Origin of the sequence: Metallibacterium scheffleri, from assembly GCF_002077135.1 — a bacterium.
In the GTDB taxonomy this organism is placed as follows: Bacteria; Pseudomonadota; Gammaproteobacteria; order Xanthomonadales; family Rhodanobacteraceae; genus Metallibacterium; species Metallibacterium scheffleri.
The window spans coordinates 1,422,041-1,440,660 of the sequence record NZ_LDOS01000002.1 but is presented as its reverse complement, the minus strand read 5'-3'; the positions used below and the strand labels follow the sequence as shown (position 1 = coordinate 1,440,660).

Sequence of the window (18,620 nt, the reverse complement as noted above, 5' to 3'; positions counted from 1 at the left end):
GATCTCGCTTTTCGCGTCATCGCCACGCCCCAAGGCGAGATGCTTCGGCCGTCGGCCTCAGCATGACAACTGAAAACTGCCATCCCGCGCTTTCGCCTCGTCATCCCCGCGCAGGCGGGAGGCGCTTCACCAACAGCGAAGCTGGTCATCCAGTCCGCAAGTGTCACTGGATTCCCGCCTTCGCGGGAATGAGTGCGCCCGTGAGGGCATCGTATCAGCGCGGTGCAAATCCGCGTCGGGGCAAGCCACAGGCCCTGTAGTTGAAGGTAACTGCGTCGCTGAGAGGCGGGGTGGAGAGCAACCGGAAGCGAACTGATGGTCCGTAGTAAAGCGAACCCGTTTCGGCGGGGTGTTGCGGCGAGCCTGCTCATTCATGGCGAAGCCTGGAACTCACCGATCACGCTGAGGTGGCTGTCAAAGCGATGATCGGGCACACCGTGTGGTTGGGGACGGAACATTGGGAAGGTGCGATGCAGTAAGCGGGGAGACCCGCGCCCGATGTGAACGGGTGCGGGAGTCAGAGCCTTCGTAGTACCGCAGGATCTTGAGTTGAGGTCCGCGAAGCGCGGCTAGCAAAACCGCGTGGAGGGAAGGGAGGCAGGAAGGTGGATTCGGGAGGTTGAGAACGATGCACGCAAACTCATCGCAAGTGCCGGTAACGGCTAAGCACGATGAAGATACCCAGACTCGCGATTGGAGTTGGGTGGAAGCCTCGGTATGGACGGACCGAATGTTGGCAGCGCTGGACAACGGCGTGAAGGGAGGAAAATGGTTCAGCCTGATGGACAAGGTGATGCGTCCGGCGACGCTGCAAGCGGCGTGGGGACGGGTGGTGCGCAATTGCGGAGCGGCCGGGGTGGATCGTCAAAGTGTGGACGCGTTCGCGGCCCATGCCGAGCGCTACCTCGACGAGCTGGCGAGGGCGCTGCGCAGTGACACGTACCGGCCCCAAGCGATCAGGCGGGTCGAGATTCCCAAAGGGCGGGGCCAAACCCGTCCACTGGGGATACCGACGGTGAAGGATCGCGTGGTGCAAACGGCGGTACGGCTGGTGATTGAGCCGATCTTCGAGTCGATCTTTTGCGCACACAGCTACGGGTTTCGGCCCGGCCGCGGTGCCAAGCGTGCGCTGCGGGAGGTGGATGCACTGCTGCGGGCGGGGTATTGCCATGTGGTGGATGCCGACCTTGCCGGCTACTTTGACAGCATTCCGCACGCCGGTCTGATGGCGCGGGTGCGCGAGCAGATCGCGGATGGCCGCGTACTGCGCTTGCTGGAATCGTGGCTCAAGCAGGAAGTGATGGCGGGACTGGAACGCTGGATCCCCACGGGCGGTACGCCGCAGGGTGCGGTGATCAGTCCGCTGTTGTCCAATATCTACCTGCATGGGCTCGACGAGACGATGGCCGCAGGCGGCTATCGGATGGTGCGTTATGCCGATGACTTCGTGGTGCTGTGTCAGACCGCGGATGAGGCGCAACGTGCGCTGGCCGAGATTGGCACGTGGGTGGACGCCCACGAGCTGACCTTGCACCCGGACAAGACCCACGTCGGCGACTGCCGACAGGTAGGCCGCGGGTTCGAGTTTCTGGGCTATCGGTTCGAGGCCGGTCAACGCCGGGTACGCACGAAGAGCTGGAACGCGATGCTGGACAAAATTCGACAGCACACGCCGCGTACCAAGGGGCGTTCGCTGGCGAGCATCATCAGCCAGATCAACCCGATGCTGCGGGGCTGGTACCAGTACTTCAGGCATGCCCACCGGATCACTTTCAGCAAGCTCGACGGGTTTATCCGCCGGCGTCTGCGCTCTATCCTTCGTGCATACGAGGGTCGGCGTGGGCACGGTCACACCCGCGAGGACCATCAGCGCTGGCCCAATAGCTACTTCGCTCAGCAGGGGCTTTTCACGTTAACCCAAGCCCATGCCTTGGCGTGCCGATCTCGATGAAGCAACCACCCACTGGAGAGCCGTGTGCGGGAGAACCGCACGCACGGTTCGGAGGGCGGGGAGGTGATGAGCCTTCCCGACCCCTATCGGATTCGAGTTGACATGCAGCCGCATCGCACCTCAGGTTCCCTGTCATCCTGAGCGCAACGAAGGATCCCGGTTACACGCCGCCGCCCATTGAACCAGCCCATGCGCCTGACCCCCGAACAAGCCGCCATCATCCGCAGCGCCGCCGCCGAGGTCTTCGGCAGCGACGCGCGCGTGTGGCTGTTCGGCTCGCGCGTGGACGACGCCAAGCGCGGCGGCGACATCGACCTGCTGATCGAAGCCGCGCAACTGCCCGCCGTCGAGACTTTCATGCGCAAGGTGCGCTTTCTCGGCAAGCTCGAGGAAAGCCTCGGCGAGCGCAAGATCGATGTCGTCATCCAGCACCCCGGCGACACCCGCGCCAGCGTGCGTATCGCCCATGAAACCGGGATCGAGCCGTGAACATGACCGCGCAGCCCACCCCCATCGCGCCCGAGCCGCTGGCCAGCCAACTGCGCGCCGTGCTGGCGCGGCACCCGCAGGTGAACTTCGCGATGTTGTTCGGATCGCTGGCGCGCGGCACGGCGCGGCCCGACAGCGACCTCGATCTGGCCGTGGGCGCCGATCGACCGCTGCACGCCGACGAGATCATCGCCCTGATCAGCGATCTGGCCATGGCCACCGGCCGCCCGGTGGATCTGATCGACCTGGCCGCTGCCGGCGAGCCGTTGCTCGGGCAAATCCTCAGCCACGGCGTGCGCGTGCTGGGCGACAGCACCCGGCATGGCGCGCTGCTCAGCCGCCACCTGACCGATGTGGCCGACTTCGTGCCGCTGCAGCGGCGCATCCTCGACGCGCGGAGGCGGCGATGGATCGGGCGCTGATCGAGCAGAAAGTCGAATCGCTGCGGCTATGCACGCAGCGCATCCACGACAAGTGCCCGCCACGTGCCGAGGACCTCGCGCGTGACATCGACGCGCAAGACATCGTCGCCGTGAATCTGACGCGCGCCGTGCAATTGTGCGTAGACATCGCAGCGCACTGGATTGCCGCCAGCGGACTGCCCGCGCCGCAAACCATGGGCGAAGCCTTCGCGCGCCTCGCCGACGCGGGCGTGCTCGACGCCGGGCTTGCGCAACGCCTGCGCGGCGCGGTCGGCTTCCGCAACGTGGCCGTGCACAGCTACCGCGCCATCGATTGGCAGATCGTGCACACCATCGTGCATCGGCACCTGCATGATTTCGGCGCGTTCGCGCTGGAGGCCATGCGTCATGCCCAATGACAACCTGCAAATGGTCAGTCATCCTGAGCGCAGCGAAAGACACCTGCGCTTCTCCGCGCTTCCGCCGTGTCATCCTGAGCGCAGCGCAGGATCTCAGTCTCACTCCGCAGCCCATTGAACAGCCCCATGCGCCTGACCCCCGAACAAGCCGCCATCATCCGCAGCGCCGCCGCCGAGGTCTTCGGCGCGGACGCGCGCGTGTGGCTGTTCGGCTCGCGCGTGGACGACGCCAAGCGCGGTGGTGACATCGACCTGTATTTGGAAACCGCGCAAACCAGTGCTTCGGTGGTGCAGCGGCAAGCACGGCTGTGGAGCCTGCTGCAGCAACGGCTGGGCGAGCAGCGCATCGACATCGTGGTGCGCGCGGTGGGCACCCGTCCGCAACCCATCCACGAAATCGCGCGCCTCACCGGAGTGCCGCTGGCATGAGCGCCCTGTTCGCCCAGCAGCAGGCCCTGCTGCAACAGCAACTGCAGGTGCTGACGCGCATCGAGTCGGGTTTGCGTTATTCGCTGGAGCGCCTGCCCAAGGCGCTCGCGCCCGGCGATCTCGACAATGCCGAGGTGCTCGAGCGCCTGGCATCCATCAACGACCGCTACACCAAGCTGCAGGACCAGCTCTCCGCCGCGCTGCGGCACGCCCACGCGATGATCGGCGAGCGCTATCGCGGCTTCGCGGACGTGATCGACTGGGCGGTGCGTCAGGACTTGATCGAGCAGGCCGAGGTGTGGATGGAACTGCGCGCCCTGCGCAATCGCCTCACCCACGATTACGACCTCGAAGCCGCTGCCATGCCCGAGGTGCTGCAGGCCATCCGCGAGGCCACCGAGATCCTGGCCGGTGTGATTCTGCGCCTGCGCAGTCTCGGCCGGCGGTTGGGCCTGTTGCCCGCGAATCCGCACGCGCCTTGAATCCAATCCCACCCATGCGTCTGACCCCCGAACAAGCCGCCATCATCCGCAGCACCGCCGCCGAGGTATTCGGCAGCGACGCGCGCGTGTGGCTGTTCGGCTCGCGCGTGGACGATAGCAAGCGCGGTGGTGACATCGACCTGCTGGTGCAAACCGCGCAAACCCAGCCCGACGCACTGGCCCGGGCCAGCATCGCGATGCTGGCCCGGCTGCATCGCGCACTGGGCGAACAAAAGATCGATCTGATCCTCGACGCACCGGTCCTGGGCGCCACGCGCGACATCATCACGACCGCCAAGGCCACGGGGGTGCTGCTGTGAGCGGCGACTCCCATCAACAGCGCTTGCAGGACGTGTGGCGGCAAGCCATGCGCCACCGCCACCACATGCGCCATGCGCTGGCCTCCATCGCGCCGCGCAGGCCGCTCAGCGCCGCCACGCTGGCGGATCTCGACGATGACGCCGTGCAGGACATCGATCAATTCGTGCTGCGCTTCGGCAAGCTGCAAGACGTGCTGGGCACGCGCCTGTTTCCGGCCTTGCTCGATGTGCTGCAAGAGCCCTATGAAGACCGGCCCATGCTGGACAAGCTCAACCGGCTGGAGAAACTCGGCCTGCTCGAAAGCACCGAATCATGGGAAAAACTGCGCGCCCTGCGCAACCACTTTGCCCACGAGTATCCGGACGAACCCGCATTGCGCGCCGCCTACCTCAATCAAGGCTTCGACGCGGCCGCCAGCATCGAGACGATCCTGCAACGCATCGGCCAGCGTTTCGGCCTCGGCTTGGAATAACCCATGCGCCTGACCACCGAACAAGCCGCCATCATCCGCAGCGCCGCCGCCGAGGTATTCGGCAGCGACGCGCGCGTGTGGCTGTTCGGCTCGCGCGTGGACGACAGCAAGCGCGGCGGCGATATCGATCTGCTGATCGAAGCCGCGCAACTGCCCGCAGTCGAGTCTTTCATGCGCAAGGTGCGCTTTCTCGGCAAGCTCGAGGAAAGCCTCGGCGAGCGCAAGATCGATGTCGTCATCCAGCACCCCGATGACACCCGCGCCATCGTGCGTATCGCTCATGAAACCGGGATCGAGCTGTGAACATGACCGCGCAGCCCAACCCCATCGCGCCCGAGCCGCTGGCCAGCCAACTGCGCGCCGTGCTGGCGCGGCACCCGCAGGTGAACTTCGCGATGTTGTTCGGATCGCTGGCGCGCGGCACGGCGCGGCCCGACAGCGACCTCGATCTGGCCGTGGGCGCCGATCGACCGCTGCACGCCGACGAGATCATCGCCCTGATCAGCGATCTGGCGATGGCCACCGGCCGCCCGGTGGACCTGATCGACCTGGCCGCTGCCGGCGAGCTGTTGCTCGGGCAAATCCTCAGCCACGGTGTGCGCGTGCTGGGCGACAGCACCCGGCATGGCGCGCTGCTCAGCCGTCACCTGACCGATGTGGCCGACTTCGTGCCGCTGCAGAGGCGCATCCTCGACGCGCGGAGGCAGCGATGGATCGGGCGCTGATCGAGCAGAAAGTCGAATCGCCGCGGCTATGCACGCGGCGCCCCCACGACAAGTGCCCGCCACTTGCCGAGGACCTCGCGCGTGACATCGATGCGCAAGACCATCGTCGCCGTGAATCTGACGCGCGCCGTGCAATTGTGCGTGGACATCGCAGCGCACTGGATTGCCGCCAGCGGACTGCCCGCGCCGCAAACCATGGGTGAAGCCTTCGCGCGCCTCGCCGACGCGGGCGTGCTCGACGCCGGGTTTGCGCAACGCCTGCGCGGCGCGGTCGGCTTCCGCAACGTGGCCGTGCACAGCTACCGTGCCATCGACTGGCAGATCGTGCATCGCATCGTGCATCGACATCTGGACGATTTCGGCGCGTTCGCGCTGTAGGCCATGCGTCATGCCCAATGACAACCTGCAAACCCGCTGACCCCATGCGACTGACTCCCGAACAAGCCGCCATCATCCGCAGCGCCGCCGCCGAGGTCTTCGGCAGCGATGCGCGCGTGTGGCTGTTCGGCTCGCGCGTGGATGATGCCAAGCGCGGCGGCGACATCGACTTGCTGGTGCAAACCACGCAAACCCAGCCCGACGCATTGGCCCGCGACAGCATCGCGATGCTGGCACGACTGCAACGCGCGCTTGGCGAACAAAAGATCGATCTGATCCTCGACGCACCGGTCCTGGGCGCCGCGCGCGACATCATCACGACCGCCAAGGTCACGGGGGTGCTGCTGTGAGCGGCGACTCCCATCAACAGCGCTTGCAGGACGTGTGGCGGCAAGCCCTGCGCCACCGCCACCACATGCGCCATGCGCTGGCCTCCATCGCGCCGCGCAGGCCGCTCAGCGCCGCCACGCTGGCGGATCTCGACGATGACGCCGTGCAGGACATCGATCAATTCGTGCTGCGCTTCGGCAAGCTGCAAGACGTGCTGGACACGCGTCTGTTTCCGGCGGTGCTCGATGTGCTGCAGGAGCCCTACGAAGACCGGCCCATGCTGGACAAGCTCAACCGGCTGGAGAAGCTCGGCCTGCTCGAAAGCACCGAATCATGGGAAAAACTGCGCGCCCTGCGCAACCACGTTGCCCACGAATACCCGGACGAACCCGCATTGCGCGCCGCCTACCTCAATCAAGGCTTCGACGCTGCCGCCCGCATCGAGACGATCCTGCAACACATCGGCCAGCGTTTCGGCCTCGGCTTGGAATAACCCATGTGCCTGACCCGCGAACAAGCCACCATGCTCACGCCGCGTCATCCCGTGCTTTTGTCATGTTGCTGAGCGCAGCGAAGGATCTCGCTCTTCGCGTTTCCCTCGGCGTGCGCGTGCCGGGCGACAGCGCCAGCCACGGCGCGCCTCTCAGCCGTCACCTGACCGATGCCGCCGGTTTCGTGCCGTTGCAGCCGTGCATCCTCGCGCGCGTCGTGGCGCGCGAAATCACGCGCACCGAAGCGCGATGAGCCCGCGTAATGGCATCCTGTCGTAATCGTAAGATTGCCTTGAGCCGGCACGGCTGCTTTCGCTGCGATCGGGCTTCTATACTCACGGCGCCACGGCGCGGACCTTGACGCCGAAGCACATGGCGCGCACCCGCGGCGTGCGCAGCGCTGACATGGATCGGGGGGCGGATGCCTTTTGCACATACCAGGGCCGTCGGACTGGCGCTGACGGAATTGCGCAACGCCTTGCGTGCCGTAGACGGCCAGGCAACACGAGGGCCAGCGCCTGCCTGCGGCGCAGCCACCGAGGGCCAAGCCTGACCATGGATCGCCACGTCACCCGCCGCATCCTGCATGGCCTGGGCGCCAACGCCTACGGGCAACTGGTGGCCGTCGTCATCCAGTTGGCGGGCGTGCCGATCCTGCTGCACGCCTGGGGCACGCAGCTCTATGGCGAATGGCTGATCTTGGCGGCCATCCCCACCTATCTGTTGATGGCTGATCTGGGCTTCTCGCAGTCGGCCGGCAACGACATGACCGCGCGCTCAGTACGCGAAGCCGCGCGGTGCCGCGCACGCACGATGATCGGAGAGCGCCGTCGTGGCTTCGCGGACTTAGCCCGCCAAGCGGCGCATGTTCCATTTTTGCCTCCATCATGAGGCGGGCAATTTTCTACACCAGCGGTGCCCAGATCGCGATCCAGCTCATCGGTTTGGTTACTGGGATCTTGGTCGCTCGATGGCTTGGGCCAGACGGGCGCGGCCAGTTGGCTGCGGTGATCAGTTGGGCAGCACTTTTTGCCTATCTAGGTAATGTGGGTATTCCGGTTGCATATACCTATGCATCCGCCAAAGAGCCTGCGCGGCGCCATCAATTGCTTGGCAATGGCTTAGTTGCAGCGGGTCTGCAATGGTTGGTACTGGCGGCACTCGGAATTTGGCTGTTGCCCGTGGTGCTAGCGAGTCACGGCACCGTCCTGGCACATCTGGCAGTTCTCTATCTACTGGCTTATGTGCCGCTCAATCTGCTCACGCTTTACATCAATGCCATCCAACAGGGCTCCGGGCAGTACGCAAGATTCAATGTAGTCAGGTTGAGTGTATCTGCTGGCTATGTTCTTCTGCTCGTGCTCTTTTGGGCATTTGGCCACATGAATGTGGAAAGCGTGGTATCAGCTAATCTGCTGAGCAATGTGCTGACGTTGGCCCTGGCATTGAGTTTGACCTTGCCGATGCTGGTCCGCCGAGGTCAAGAGTCCCCCCTTGGCTGGTTCGATGTGAAGACGCTCTGGGGCGACTTGCGCTACGGCTTGTCGGCGCATATCGGTACGTTACAGCCGTTCAGTGGGCTGCAAATCGACGTGCTGGCGCTGACGATGCTGGTTGGAGTACATGATCTTGGGCTGTACATGGCAGCACTGGCCGGGGCCAGTTTATTGCGGGCGCAAGGCTTCGCACTTGGTCAAGTCGTGTTGCCCGAGGTGGCAAAGTGCAGCCAGCGCCAGGAACAGATGAAGATTATCTTAAAGTTTGCAGGCATTGCAGGACTAGGTGGAACATTGGCCTTGCTCGTGGTCCTGCTCTGGGCATCTCCCTTGCTGCGTTTGGTTTACGGGAGCGCATTCTTGCCCGCATCGCCGATCCTGAAAGCCCTGACGTTCGCCGGATTACTTGGTGCGGTCTACAGAGTGTTGGCCGACGGACTTCGCGGAATGGGGCGACCTTTCGCTTCGACTATCGCCGAGTTGGTCGGTCTAGGTGTTGGCATTCCAGCGTTGGCCGTGGGCATTCCGGTCTGGGGTGTACTTGGTGCAGCGCAGGCGGTGGTAGCTGCATCTGCGGGTTCTCTGGCCGTCGCGGTTTGGTTCACATGGCGATCGTCACTGTCAAGCGGCACTTCAATTCCGGAGCGGGATATGGATTCAGCCACACTCGACGGGGCATCGCAGCCATGAGATTTCCAGATTTCATGAGACATGGGCAATGAGCCGATCTAAACGAAATTTTCTTGTGCTGGGGGAACTCGCGCTCATCGGCAGCTTGATGGCGACAGCGATCTGGCTGGCGGGAATTGGACTTCGCAGCTTGCTTCTCAACGCTGTCATTCTTGCTCTGCTCGGCCCAGTGCTGCTGCGCACCCTGCTTGGTACGCTTGATTTATTTGAGCCACTTGTGCTCGGCGTGATTGCGATGGCAATGATGTTTATTGGCCGTCCGTTGGCGGATCTTGCGACGGAGCGAACGATGCATCTTGGTTATCCCATCATGCCGACATTCAATTTGGCATTAATGGTGGTCTTGGTAGGTATTTTGGCGTTCCAATTGGGCTACCACAGCAATTTTTCGTCTCGATGGGCAAAGTATCTCCCGCACGCTTCTGCTTTTCAGCCTCGGAGAGCTGCGTCAGCAGCATGGATGTTCTTCTTACTCGGAGGGGCATTGTTCAGCATCTTTCTTGCAAAAGGCGGTGGCTTGAGCCTGTTGCTTTTTTTGCTCAAGGGGAGATCCGGTCAGGACAATGCAATCTATTTGGGTTCGACTGGATACTTTTATAATGGCATTTCGATGTGGGCGGCATCGGCGCTCATATTTTTTGCTCTGGCCATTACGGTGAAGCGCAGGAGATATTATATTGCCTTCATGGCCACGGCCTTGCCGTTGATCATTTTCTATGGGGCAAGTGGTACACGTAGCCAGTTGTTGCCTCTGGTGCTCTCGGTCCCAACCTTCTGGTATCTCTGGAAGCAGCGGCGTCCCGCCGCGCGTATACTGATCATTGGTGCGATTGTCGGGATTTCCCTCATGGGATGGCAGCGTGAAGTTAGAACCGTTGCTACCTCGGCGAATCGCGACAAGACCGAAATATTGTTCAGTGCATTGGCTGCGCCCGGCCAACAATTCAAGGAAATATTGACCGGGTCGGACAATGAAATGTTCGATTCAATAACGAATGAATTGATCGTGGTACCAAGCAAGCTGGCTTACCAGCCTGCTGGTGTGTTCACCGATTTGTTTGTTACTGCTGTACCGCGTCCACTATGGCCCAATAAGCCGCTGGTCATGAACAGTGCTGTAGTGAATGCGCTGTGGCCGGCACATTACGCTGCCTCGCGCGCATCGGCTGCGTTTTCCATCATTGGGCCGTTTTATGCTGATAGCGGTTTTATCGGTGTCGCACTCGGAATGTTTTTTACCGGCGTCGTTCTAGCTATGTCGTGGCGGTGGTTTCTGCGCTATCAGGGCCATATCAATGCACTGCTGATCTACAGCATGGGTTTGCCGTTCGTGGTAATTCTGATGCGCGGAACCCTGCCCGACACCCTGTCGCGCATGCTGTTCATGGTAGTGCCTTTGGTACTTGCGATGTGGATCACCCGTTTTCGTTGGGGCAAATCTCCCGCGTTTTCGCGCAGCCGCAGCACCATCGAATCATCGAGTCACAAATGATCCTGGTCATTAATAGTTCATTCCCGGAATTGAACCAATTGGCTGCGGGCTTGGCCGAGCAGGGAATGCTATCCCGCTATGTGCGCCCATACGCCAATATGGGGCGCGCAGGAGAGCGTATTCTTGCGAGTATCCCGGGGCTGCGTTCGGCCTATGCGCAAACCTTCGGGCGACGCGTGATGCCAGCTCGCTTGATCAGTGAACACATCCAACAAGCAGCTCTGGGCTGGGATATCGTGATGGCGGCACATTCACGGCTTACACACAGCACTATGCGGAACAGGCAAACGCGAATCCGTTTGATGCATCGCTGGGCAAAGGCGATCGCCAACGCAGGCGCACGAGCATTCCGCGATGAAAGCATGGTCGTTGCCAGTTGGGGTTGCGCAGAACCAGCGTTTCTGGCTGCCAAAACGCGTGGTGCGGTTTGTGTACTGAATTATTCGCTCGCCCATCATGCCTACACCCGTCGCTATTTGCAGGAGGAGGCCGAGCTTGAACCCAACTTTGCCGCGACACTCAACGGCCATGACCTTCCAACATGGCAGATCGCGCAGCTGGATCGCGAGATCGAGTTGGCCGATCACGTCTTGGTCGGTTCCAGCTTCGTCCGCGACACCTTCATCGCCGAGGGCGTGCCTGCTGAAAAGCTTGAAGTCATCCCTTACGGGGTGGACACGTCCCTGTTTCGCCCGGGCGAACCCAAGCCTGCGTGGGACGACAGCTTCAACATCGTCTTCGTAGGACAGCTCAGCCAGCGCAAGGGCCTTTCTTACCTGCTCAAGGCCTACGAGCAGATCCAAGACGCCAAAACCACGTTGACCCTAGTAGGGCAGATGCAGGACAACGGCACCGCGCTGAAGCCCTGGCGCCATCTGTTCCGGCATGTGCCGCATGTGCCACGCGCGCAATTGGCTGATTTGTTCCGGCAGGCGGACGTATTCGCGTTTCCGACTCTCATCGAGGGCATGGGCCTGGTGGTAATCGAGGCGATGGCCTGCGGCCTACCGGTGCTCACGACCTCGAACGGCCACGGCGATATCGTCCGCGATGGTGTGGATGGCTACCTCGTGCCGCCGCGGGATGTGGGCGTGCTCGCCAAGCGGATGCAGGAACTGAAGCAGGCGCCGGCTCTACGCAAGACGATGGCGCTGAATGCGACGACACGGGCAGGCGAGTTCACATGGGTCAACTACCGAGTGGCAGTGGCAAGGCGGTTGTCATGCTGGATGAGCGCGTCTCGATGACGGCAAAGTCATTCCTGGTCTACTGGAACAACATCCCATCGCCCTACATGGTCGAGCGCTTCAATGTGCTCGCTGATCGCGGCGCGTTCGAGTTCGAGGCATGGTTCAACGACCGCATCGAGCCGGGCCGAAGTTGGGATGTGGATGAATCCACTTGGCGCTTCAAGTTCCGGTATCTGCCGACGACTCGCATCGGCAAGCGCGTGCTGCACTGGCCTTTGCCGTCGTTTGGGCGTCGGCCTGATGTACTGGTCAGCCTCTATGCCGAGCCGGTGTTCATCCTGGGCTGGCTGGTCGCGAAGCTGCGCGGCGCGAAGACGGGCTTTTGGGCCGAAGTCACGTTCGATCGCTGGATCAAACGCCGCGCCTACAAGACCTGGATCAAGCGCTGGCTCTTCAGGAGGGTCGATGCGATCGTGACGGTCGGCGATGATGGCAGGGGCTTCGCCGAGCGCGCGGGCGCAAGTGTCGAAAAGATCTTCTATGCGCCACACGTCATCGATGTGTCGCATTACGCGAATGGCGCGCGGTTGGCCCGGCAAAATCGTGAGCAGCTGCGTACTGACCTTGGACTGCACGGCACGACCTTCATTTACGTGGGCCGCCTCTGGTGGGGGAAGGGGCTCGACTATCTGCTGGAGGCATACGAGATTGTCCAGGCACGCTTCAGTAACGAGATCAGTCTTTTACTGGTAGGCGATGGTGCGGACGAGGCCAAGCTCAGGCAGCTTTGCATCGAACGCGGCCTGCGCCATGTGGTGTTCGCGGGCTTCAAGCAAAAGCCCGAGGTGCCGCGCTACTACGCCTCAAGCGATGTCTTCGTGTTCCCTACACTTGGCGACCCCTATGGCTTGGTGGTAGACGAGGCGATGGCATGCGGTCTGCCGGTCATCAGCACCACTGCCGCCGGTGAAATTCGCGACCGCATCGAAGAAGGCGTCAACGGCTACATCGTGCCGCCGGAAGACAGTGCGGCGCTAGCCGAGCGCATGTTGACCTTGGCCCAGGATGGTGCGTTGCGCGAGCGCATGGGGAAAACCTCATCCGATAAGATCAAGGGACATACGCCAGAGCGGTGGGCCGAGGATTTCGAACGCATTGTGCATACAGTTTTCGAAAAGCCACCCACATGAAACTCACCGCCCCGTGGCGCACCTTGAATTACTACCTCAACCACCCGCTGGGGCGCCGCGATCGATTGGGAACCCTGACCCGGATCTTTCGCTGGCAGCTGGGAAGCCGTCTGCTGAAGGCGCCAGTCGCCATGCCCTTCGTTGACGGCACGCGCTTGCTGGTCCGCACGGGGATGCATGGAGCCACCGGTAACCTCTATGTTGGTCTGATGGAATTCGAGGACATGGCTTTCGCGGCCCATCTATTGCGGGATGGTGATTTGCTCGTGGATGTCGGCGCCAATGTCGGTGCTTATAGCCTGATCGCCGCCGGGCGTGGGGCGAAGGCACTGGCGCTGGAGCCAGTGCCCGATACTTATCATCAGTTATTGGACAACATCGCTGTCAACCGTTACGGCGCCATGATCCAAGCAAGAAATATCGGCGTTAGTAGCCAGCAAGGCGAACTGTCGTTCTCCACGCAGGAGGGCTCGACGAATCATGTGCTTCTTGAAGAGGGGGCTACTGGTAATGCGGTGCGCATTGCCGCCGATACCCTGGACCGTATCGCCGATGGCACCGCGCCGCTCATGATAAAGATCGATGTGGAAGGTTTCGAAACTGAGGTTTTGTCTGGTGCGCAAAAATTGCTGGCTCAAGACACATTGTGGGCCGTGCTGATCGAGCTCAACGGACTTGGCGGCCGTTATGGCTTCAACGATGCCGACATTCATTCGCAACTCCTAGGCTTCGGATTCCAGCCAATGCGTTACGAGCCCTTTGCGCGTCAACTCGCTTCACTGGAAACATACTCGAAAACAGGCAACACGTTGTACGTGCGCCCTTCCTCAGCGATACAACAGCGGCTCCAGACCGCGCGGCCGATCATGTGGAGTGGAGGGGACATCTGAGCCCTGTCCGACAGGGTAGAACGTAGGGGTACTAGGTTATTCCTTCAACGCGGGCATATCGGAAGACGGATATGTGATTCACGAGCGGTCGTGAATGATTAATGCGACGGATTTATGAGGCACAGCCTGTTATTCCACAAAAAAATTAGGGGTGCCAGAAATGCAATTACTCATCAGTACGCCATACCGCGAGAACGCTATCGTTTCTATTGCGCAGGCGGCCACTGCCCATGCGCAGCTTGAGCGCTTCTACACGACACTTTATTTGGCTCGATGGCAGCCGGGTGTGCAGCGGCTGCCATTGATCGGGCCAAAACTTGCCAAGGTGTTTTCCAGGCGCGCTTACGCTGGCATTCCCGCTGCGCAGGCGACCAACCTTGCGATACTTTCAGAACTTGCGTATATCAGTACGAGACGGCTGTTTGGTTCGCGCTTCCCGGCTTTAGCCACTAGCAGGATGTACCGGGTTAAAGCGCAATTTGATCAAGCAGTAGCGCGGCGTTTGGATATGCATCCCGCGGACGCCTTGGTGGGCATGTACGGCGCTAGTCTCGAGAGCTTTCGGATCATGCGGCAGCAGGGTGGCTTGACCGTGTTGAATTTCGTCAACAGTCATCCGGACGAGCACAATCGCTTTCTTGTGGCATTGGCAGGCTTGAAGGCTTCGCACCACGAGATGATTCCGGGCTGGATGAGTCGGCGTGTCGAGGCTGAGTTGTCCCTGGCCGATTTGGTGTTGGTGCCATCGCGCTTTGTCGCCGGACAATTGCTGGCACATGGTGTCCCGTCCGACAAGATCGCCTTGCTGCCCTATGGCGTCGACCTGCGTGCATTCCACCCAGGGCTGCAGCAAGTATCGGCGCCGGACAAGCGTCCACTGGAGTGCCTGTACGTCGGGCAGATTTCGCACCGCAAGGGCGTCCGTGTGCTGCTCGACGCTGCGCGGCGCTGCCGCGACCTGCCCGTGCGTTTTCGCCTGATTGGCCCAATGGTCAGTGCCGAGGTATTCGATGGCGGACTGCCCTCAAACGTGGTTTACGAAGGCACGATTTTGCCGGGCGGTGTGGCTGAGGCGATGCGGAGCTCAGATCTGTTTGTACTTCCAACTCTTGAGGATGCTTGTGCGCTAGTCGTGCTTGAGGCCATGGCTTCGGGCTTGCCGGTTGTGACTACCACCAACAACGGTTCGGGTGAGCTGATCGAAGATGACTGCGACGGCTTGATCGTTCCTGCAGGCGATGCGACTGTCCTGACGGAGTCCATTCGTCGATTGACGGAACAGCCGGAGTTGCGTCAGCAGTTGGGCGATGCGGCACGCAAGAAGGTGCAAGGCGCGCATTCGTGGGACGCATATGGTGCTTCGGTTCTGCAGGCGATCGATGCACGCCGCTTGCAGCTAGCGCAGCGTGGTGCGCAACTCTCATGACGCTGCCTTTATCGCAAGTCACGATGGTCGGCACCTTCCCACCGCCCATGCACGGCATGGCGACGGTGAACGCTGCGGTGCGTGGACGCCTGTTGGCCTCGGCAGCAAGTGTGGTCGTGATCAACACGGCTCCGGCCAGCCTCGATAGGGCGATGCTGGCACGGCTGGGTCGGTTGCCTCGCGTCATGCGCGGGCTGGCACGGCTGGCTGGTACCCGACATTTGCGAGGCACAGCGCTGTACATCGGTGTTTCGGGCGGGGCCGGCCAGACCTATGACCTTGCCTTTCTGCTCCTCGCGCGACTGCGAAAGATGCGGGTGTTCGTGCACCACCACAGCTTTGCCTATCTGCACGAGCGTCGGCGCCTGACCGCGATGCTGGTGCGGGCGGCGGGCCGCCGGGCCACGCACATCACGCAGTCGGCGGGGATGGCGGGGCAGTTGCGCACGCTCTATGGCGCGGCCAACGTCGCCGCGGTATCCAATGCGGTGTTTCTTGTGTCTTCATCCGAGCAGGCTCAGGTGCGGTCGCGTCACGAGCTGCGCGTGCTGGGGTTCCTGGGCAACATCGCGGCTGAAAAAGGCATCTTCGAGTTCCTGGACCTGATGGCCGCGCTGCGGCAACCCGGGGCGTCGTTGCAAGGCCGGATCGCAGGGCCGTTCCAGGACGTCGCGACCGAGACGCGCGTACGTCAACGCCTGCAGGATTTGCCGAATGTGGAGTATGTGGGTGCCAAGTACGGCGCCGAGAAAGATGCGTTTTTCGACGGGATCGATACCCTGATCTTCCCGACCCTGTATGCCAATGAGGCCGAGCCGCTGGTGGTCCACGAAGCAACGCAACATGGCGTGCCGGTGATCGCTTATGGACGTGGCTGCATCCCCGAGGTGGTGACCCCAGAGTGCGGCTGCGTGATCCCGCCCGAGGCACCTTTCGTGCCTGCGGCCTTGGTGCAGGTCGAGGCGTGGATGCGGGCGCCGGAGAGGCTCCAGGCGGCTTCGGTGGCCGCAGCGGCGAGCTTCGCGAGCTTGCAGCGGACCAGCGCGCAGCGTTGGAGGCTGCTGCAAGCGCAGATCATTGGCGGCGCGCCATGACCGCCAAGGCTGCAAAGTTGTTGCGCATTCTGCGGGTGGCCGATTGGCGCGCAGCGCTGCGACGCCATCGCGTGGTGGCGGGCGTGGAGCATGCGGTGGTTCTGCGGCAATTTAATGGTTGCCGCGCGGTGGTGGACATCGGGGCCAACCGCGGCCAGTTTGCGCTGGCGGCGCGCCACGTTTTTCCGGATGCGCGCATCGACTCGTTCGAGCCATTGCCGGCGCCGGCGGCGATTTTTAGCAAGGTGTTTGCCGGCGATGGCCGGGTGCGGTTGCATCCTTATGCGGTCGCGAGCACGTCGGGCAAGGCGCCGATCCACGTATCGGCGCGTGATGATTCCTCCTCGCTGCTGCCGATCGGTAGCGAGCAGGACCGGATTTTCCCGGGCACGGCGGAGGTCGCGATCGCCCACATCGAGATGCGCAGGCTGGAGGATGTGTTGCAGCGCGCGGATATCGCCGCGCCGGCGCTGCTCAAGCTCGACGTGCAGGGCTACGAGCTGCAAGCGCTGCGCGGCTGCGAAACCCTGCTGGATGCGTTCGCATGGGTGTACTGCGAATGCTCGTTTGTCGAGCTTTACGAAGGGCAGGCACTGGCGGATGAAGTGATCGCCTGGCTGCGCGAACGCGGGTTCGGGTTGCTGGGCGCGTACAACATGGCCTTCGACCATGCCGGCCGCGCGGTGCAGGCGGATTTCTTGTTCGGGAGGCGGGAGCAAGAGCAAGAGCGAGATTCTTTGCTTCGCTCGGAATGACAAAGGTTTTCGTTGTCACTTTTCTATTGTCATCCTGAGGGCATGGCCCGAAGGATCTCGGCGTGGTGGGTTGCCGCAGCGCGAGAATCTTCGCTGCGCTCATGACAAGGGTGGCGCGCGCGGCGACTCGTTACGCCAAGCTACAAGACGCTGTCTGACATCGAGCGCGGCTGCCGCGTGCTCAAGAGCGACATGGGAAGCCGCCTTGACGCACCATCGTGCCTGGCGGACGATCTTGTGCAACACCCCGGATGCAGCGTCTACTTCTTGTTAGTCAACTGGTTCAACGTGGTCGCAACTTTGTTGACAGCATCATTTTCTGTAGCTACAATTAGTCCATGCGGATCACCTGCCGCCCTGCAAAACGCGAATGGACGCTGCAGGAGCGCGGCTTGGACATGCGCAGAGCCAAGGAGGCCTTTGCCGGGCCGCACTTCACACGTGCAGATGATCGCCAAGACTACGGCGAGCCTCGCTTCATCACTGCGGGTTGGCTCGATTCTCGGCTTGTCGTGTTCGCATGGACGCCGCGCGGCGTCGCAAGACGCATCATCAGTATGAGGCATTGTCATGAGCGCGAAGCGAAAAAACTCCAACCCTATCTCACATGATGCGGAGATCCCGCCCGAGATCACGGACGCTTGGATTTCCGAGGCCGACTTGTATCAGGGTGAAAAGCTGGTGCGGCGCGGGCGTCCGAAGCTCGCAAATCCACGTCAGCTACTGTCCTTGCGGTTGCCTCCCAAGGTTATTGCACGCTGGAGGTCCACAGGGCCTGGCTGGCAAACTCGCATGGTCGAGGTTCTTGAAAGGTCAGCGCCCAAGTCAAGGCGGGCTGTTGGTTAACAACTCGGTCAAGCGGACGCAAGCCCGCTGCGCGGGTTGCGCCGCTTACTTCGGGCGTGTGCGACTGAACCGTGAAGGGTGACTGAGTGCCGCCGAAAATAAGAGAGCTTGTGGGCGACCTTGAGCGAGCGGGCTTCGTCGACCGCAGCAGCAAGGGAAGTCACCGAAACTTTGTCCACCCGAAGGTTGCCAAACCCATCGCAATATCTGGTGCGCTTGGCGACGACGCGAAGCACTATCAGGTACGCGCAGTGAAGCGCGCCGTTGAGGAGTCAAAATCATGAAAGATACCGCGCGATACGCGAAGATCGTCGAGTGGTCCGAGGAGGACCAGTGCTTTGTCGGGAGTTCTCCGGGGCTGATTTACGGCGGGTGCCACGGTACGGACGAAAAGGCCGTCTTTGAGCAGCTTTGTCAAGTTGTCGAGGAAGCCGTTGCGCTCTACCGCCAGGACGGGAAGGCTCTTCCACCACCGACGTCGGGCCGTGACTTTGCGAACAAGATGCAGAACGTCGCATAACCGCGCAGTGCACTCGACGCGCGCAAGAGCGCCGCGCGCGGGCGACTGAAGACCTTCTCCTTGATTTGAACAAGTGGTGGACGCGGCTTTGGGCGCGGAACTGCTGGCGTGAATCCTGGTGGAATGACAAAGGGAGTGCGCGC

Annotated in this window: 27 protein-coding genes; all 27 read left to right on the top strand. The window is 62.0% G+C overall.

Going from position 1 to position 18,620, the window contains the following annotated elements:
* Positions 1-730: 730 nt before the first annotated feature.
* Positions 731-1,951: a group II intron reverse transcriptase/maturase gene (ltrA, locus tag Mschef_RS11760; protein ID WP_081128658.1), complete on the top strand. Its 1,221-nt coding sequence runs from the start codon at positions 731-733 to the stop codon at positions 1,949-1,951.
* Positions 1,952-2,140: 189 nt separating this feature from the next.
* Entirely contained in the window at positions 2,141-2,440 is a 300-nt protein-coding gene (locus Mschef_RS11755) for a nucleotidyltransferase family protein (RefSeq protein WP_081128656.1), read from the top strand.
* A gap of 2 nt (positions 2,441-2,442) precedes the next feature.
* Positions 2,443-2,862 carry a type VII toxin-antitoxin system MntA family adenylyltransferase antitoxin gene (gene mntA, locus Mschef_RS11750; protein ID WP_081128654.1) on the top strand — a complete coding sequence of 140 codons (420 nt, stop codon included), beginning with the start codon at positions 2,443-2,445 and terminating at the stop codon, positions 2,860-2,862.
* Complete coding sequence (hepT, locus tag Mschef_RS11745) at positions 2,847-3,260, top strand: type VII toxin-antitoxin system HepT family RNase toxin (RefSeq protein ID WP_081128652.1); 414 nt, start codon at positions 2,847-2,849, stop codon at positions 3,258-3,260. The genes mntA (Mschef_RS11750) and hepT (Mschef_RS11745) overlap by 16 nt, the downstream gene beginning before the upstream one ends.
* Positions 3,261-3,386: 126 nt before the next feature.
* On the top strand, positions 3,387-3,689 hold the full coding sequence (locus tag Mschef_RS11740) for a nucleotidyltransferase domain-containing protein (protein WP_081128651.1): 303 nt from the start codon (positions 3,387-3,389) through the stop codon (positions 3,687-3,689).
* Positions 3,686-4,171, top strand: a complete 486-nt coding sequence (locus tag Mschef_RS11735) for a hypothetical protein (RefSeq protein ID WP_081128649.1) — start codon at positions 3,686-3,688, stop codon at positions 4,169-4,171. The genes Mschef_RS11740 and Mschef_RS11735 overlap by 4 nt, the downstream gene beginning before the upstream one ends.
* A gap of 14 nt (positions 4,172-4,185) precedes the next feature.
* Positions 4,186-4,491, top strand: a complete 306-nt coding sequence (locus tag Mschef_RS11730) for a nucleotidyltransferase domain-containing protein (RefSeq protein ID WP_081128647.1) — start codon at positions 4,186-4,188, stop codon at positions 4,489-4,491.
* Between the two features lie 47 nt (positions 4,492-4,538).
* Positions 4,539-4,964: a hypothetical protein gene (locus Mschef_RS11725; protein ID WP_176212450.1), complete on the top strand. Its 426-nt coding sequence runs from the start codon at positions 4,539-4,541 to the stop codon at positions 4,962-4,964.
* Positions 4,965-4,967: 3 nt separating this feature from the next.
* Positions 4,968-5,267, top strand: coding sequence for a nucleotidyltransferase domain-containing protein (locus Mschef_RS11720; RefSeq protein WP_081128645.1), 300 nt, complete (start codon positions 4,968-4,970; stop codon positions 5,265-5,267).
* Between the two features lie 2 nt (positions 5,268-5,269).
* The gene (gene mntA, locus Mschef_RS11715; protein ID WP_081128643.1) at positions 5,270-5,689 is read left to right on the top strand and encodes a type VII toxin-antitoxin system MntA family adenylyltransferase antitoxin; all 420 of its coding nucleotides are present in this window, start codon (positions 5,270-5,272) and stop codon (positions 5,687-5,689) included.
* 90 nt (positions 5,690-5,779) lie between these two features.
* On the top strand, positions 5,780-6,067 hold the full coding sequence (gene hepT, locus Mschef_RS11710; protein WP_197686780.1) for a type VII toxin-antitoxin system HepT family RNase toxin: 288 nt from the start codon (positions 5,780-5,782) through the stop codon (positions 6,065-6,067).
* 44 nt (positions 6,068-6,111) lie between these two features.
* Entirely contained in the window at positions 6,112-6,417 is a 306-nt protein-coding gene (locus Mschef_RS11705; RefSeq protein WP_081128641.1) for a nucleotidyltransferase domain-containing protein, read from the top strand.
* Positions 6,414-6,890, top strand: a complete 477-nt coding sequence (locus Mschef_RS11700; protein ID WP_136256484.1) for a hypothetical protein — start codon at positions 6,414-6,416, stop codon at positions 6,888-6,890. Before Mschef_RS11705 ends, Mschef_RS11700 begins: the two co-directional genes overlap by 4 nt.
* 62 nt (positions 6,891-6,952) lie before the next feature.
* Positions 6,953-7,141, top strand: a complete 189-nt coding sequence (locus tag Mschef_RS11695) for a hypothetical protein (protein ID WP_081128639.1) — start codon at positions 6,953-6,955, stop codon at positions 7,139-7,141.
* A 302-nt stretch (positions 7,142-7,443) separates the two neighbouring features.
* The gene (locus Mschef_RS11690) at positions 7,444-7,779 is read left to right on the top strand and encodes a polysaccharide biosynthesis protein (RefSeq protein WP_081128637.1); all 336 of its coding nucleotides are present in this window, start codon (positions 7,444-7,446) and stop codon (positions 7,777-7,779) included.
* The gene (locus Mschef_RS11685; protein WP_081128635.1) at positions 7,776-9,074 is read left to right on the top strand and encodes a lipopolysaccharide biosynthesis protein; all 1,299 of its coding nucleotides are present in this window, start codon (positions 7,776-7,778) and stop codon (positions 9,072-9,074) included. Before Mschef_RS11690 ends, Mschef_RS11685 begins: the two co-directional genes overlap by 4 nt.
* Before the next feature lie 28 nt (positions 9,075-9,102).
* A complete protein-coding gene (locus Mschef_RS11680; RefSeq protein ID WP_081128633.1) occupies positions 9,103-10,566 on the top strand; it encodes an O-antigen polymerase in 1,464 nt (487 codons plus the stop codon).
* Entirely contained in the window at positions 10,563-11,813 is a 1,251-nt protein-coding gene (locus Mschef_RS11675; protein ID WP_081128631.1) for a glycosyltransferase family 4 protein, read from the top strand. The genes Mschef_RS11680 and Mschef_RS11675 overlap by 4 nt, the downstream gene beginning before the upstream one ends.
* The gene (locus Mschef_RS11670; RefSeq protein WP_168708939.1) at positions 11,789-12,946 is read left to right on the top strand and encodes a glycosyltransferase family 4 protein; all 1,158 of its coding nucleotides are present in this window, start codon (positions 11,789-11,791) and stop codon (positions 12,944-12,946) included. Before Mschef_RS11675 ends, Mschef_RS11670 begins: the two co-directional genes overlap by 25 nt.
* Entirely contained in the window at positions 12,943-13,836 is an 894-nt protein-coding gene (locus Mschef_RS11665) for an FkbM family methyltransferase (RefSeq protein ID WP_081128627.1), read from the top strand. The genes Mschef_RS11670 and Mschef_RS11665 overlap by 4 nt, the downstream gene beginning before the upstream one ends.
* Before the next feature lie 160 nt (positions 13,837-13,996).
* On the top strand, positions 13,997-15,262 hold the full coding sequence (locus tag Mschef_RS11660) for a glycosyltransferase family 4 protein (protein WP_081128625.1): 1,266 nt from the start codon (positions 13,997-13,999) through the stop codon (positions 15,260-15,262).
* Positions 15,259-16,356 (top strand): glycosyltransferase family 4 protein, encoded by a 1,098-nt coding sequence (locus tag Mschef_RS11655; RefSeq protein ID WP_081128623.1) that lies wholly within the window; start codon positions 15,259-15,261, stop codon positions 16,354-16,356. The genes Mschef_RS11660 and Mschef_RS11655 overlap by 4 nt, the downstream gene beginning before the upstream one ends.
* On the top strand, positions 16,353-17,111 hold the full coding sequence (locus Mschef_RS18135; protein WP_081128621.1) for an FkbM family methyltransferase: 759 nt from the start codon (positions 16,353-16,355) through the stop codon (positions 17,109-17,111). Before Mschef_RS11655 ends, Mschef_RS18135 begins: the two co-directional genes overlap by 4 nt.
* Positions 17,112-17,449: 338 nt before the next feature.
* Complete coding sequence (locus Mschef_RS11645; RefSeq protein ID WP_081128619.1) at positions 17,450-17,722, top strand: BrnT family toxin; 273 nt, start codon at positions 17,450-17,452, stop codon at positions 17,720-17,722.
* Positions 17,682-17,957: a BrnA antitoxin family protein gene (locus Mschef_RS11640; protein ID WP_081128617.1), complete on the top strand. Its 276-nt coding sequence runs from the start codon at positions 17,682-17,684 to the stop codon at positions 17,955-17,957. Before Mschef_RS11645 ends, Mschef_RS11640 begins: the two co-directional genes overlap by 41 nt.
* A gap of 86 nt (positions 17,958-18,043) precedes the next feature.
* Complete coding sequence (locus tag Mschef_RS18450) at positions 18,044-18,241, top strand: type II toxin-antitoxin system HicA family toxin (RefSeq protein ID WP_081128615.1); 198 nt, start codon at positions 18,044-18,046, stop codon at positions 18,239-18,241.
* Positions 18,238-18,477: a hypothetical protein gene (locus tag Mschef_RS11630; protein WP_081128613.1), complete on the top strand. Its 240-nt coding sequence runs from the start codon at positions 18,238-18,240 to the stop codon at positions 18,475-18,477. Before Mschef_RS18450 ends, Mschef_RS11630 begins: the two co-directional genes overlap by 4 nt.
* Positions 18,478-18,620: the final 143 nt, after the last annotated feature.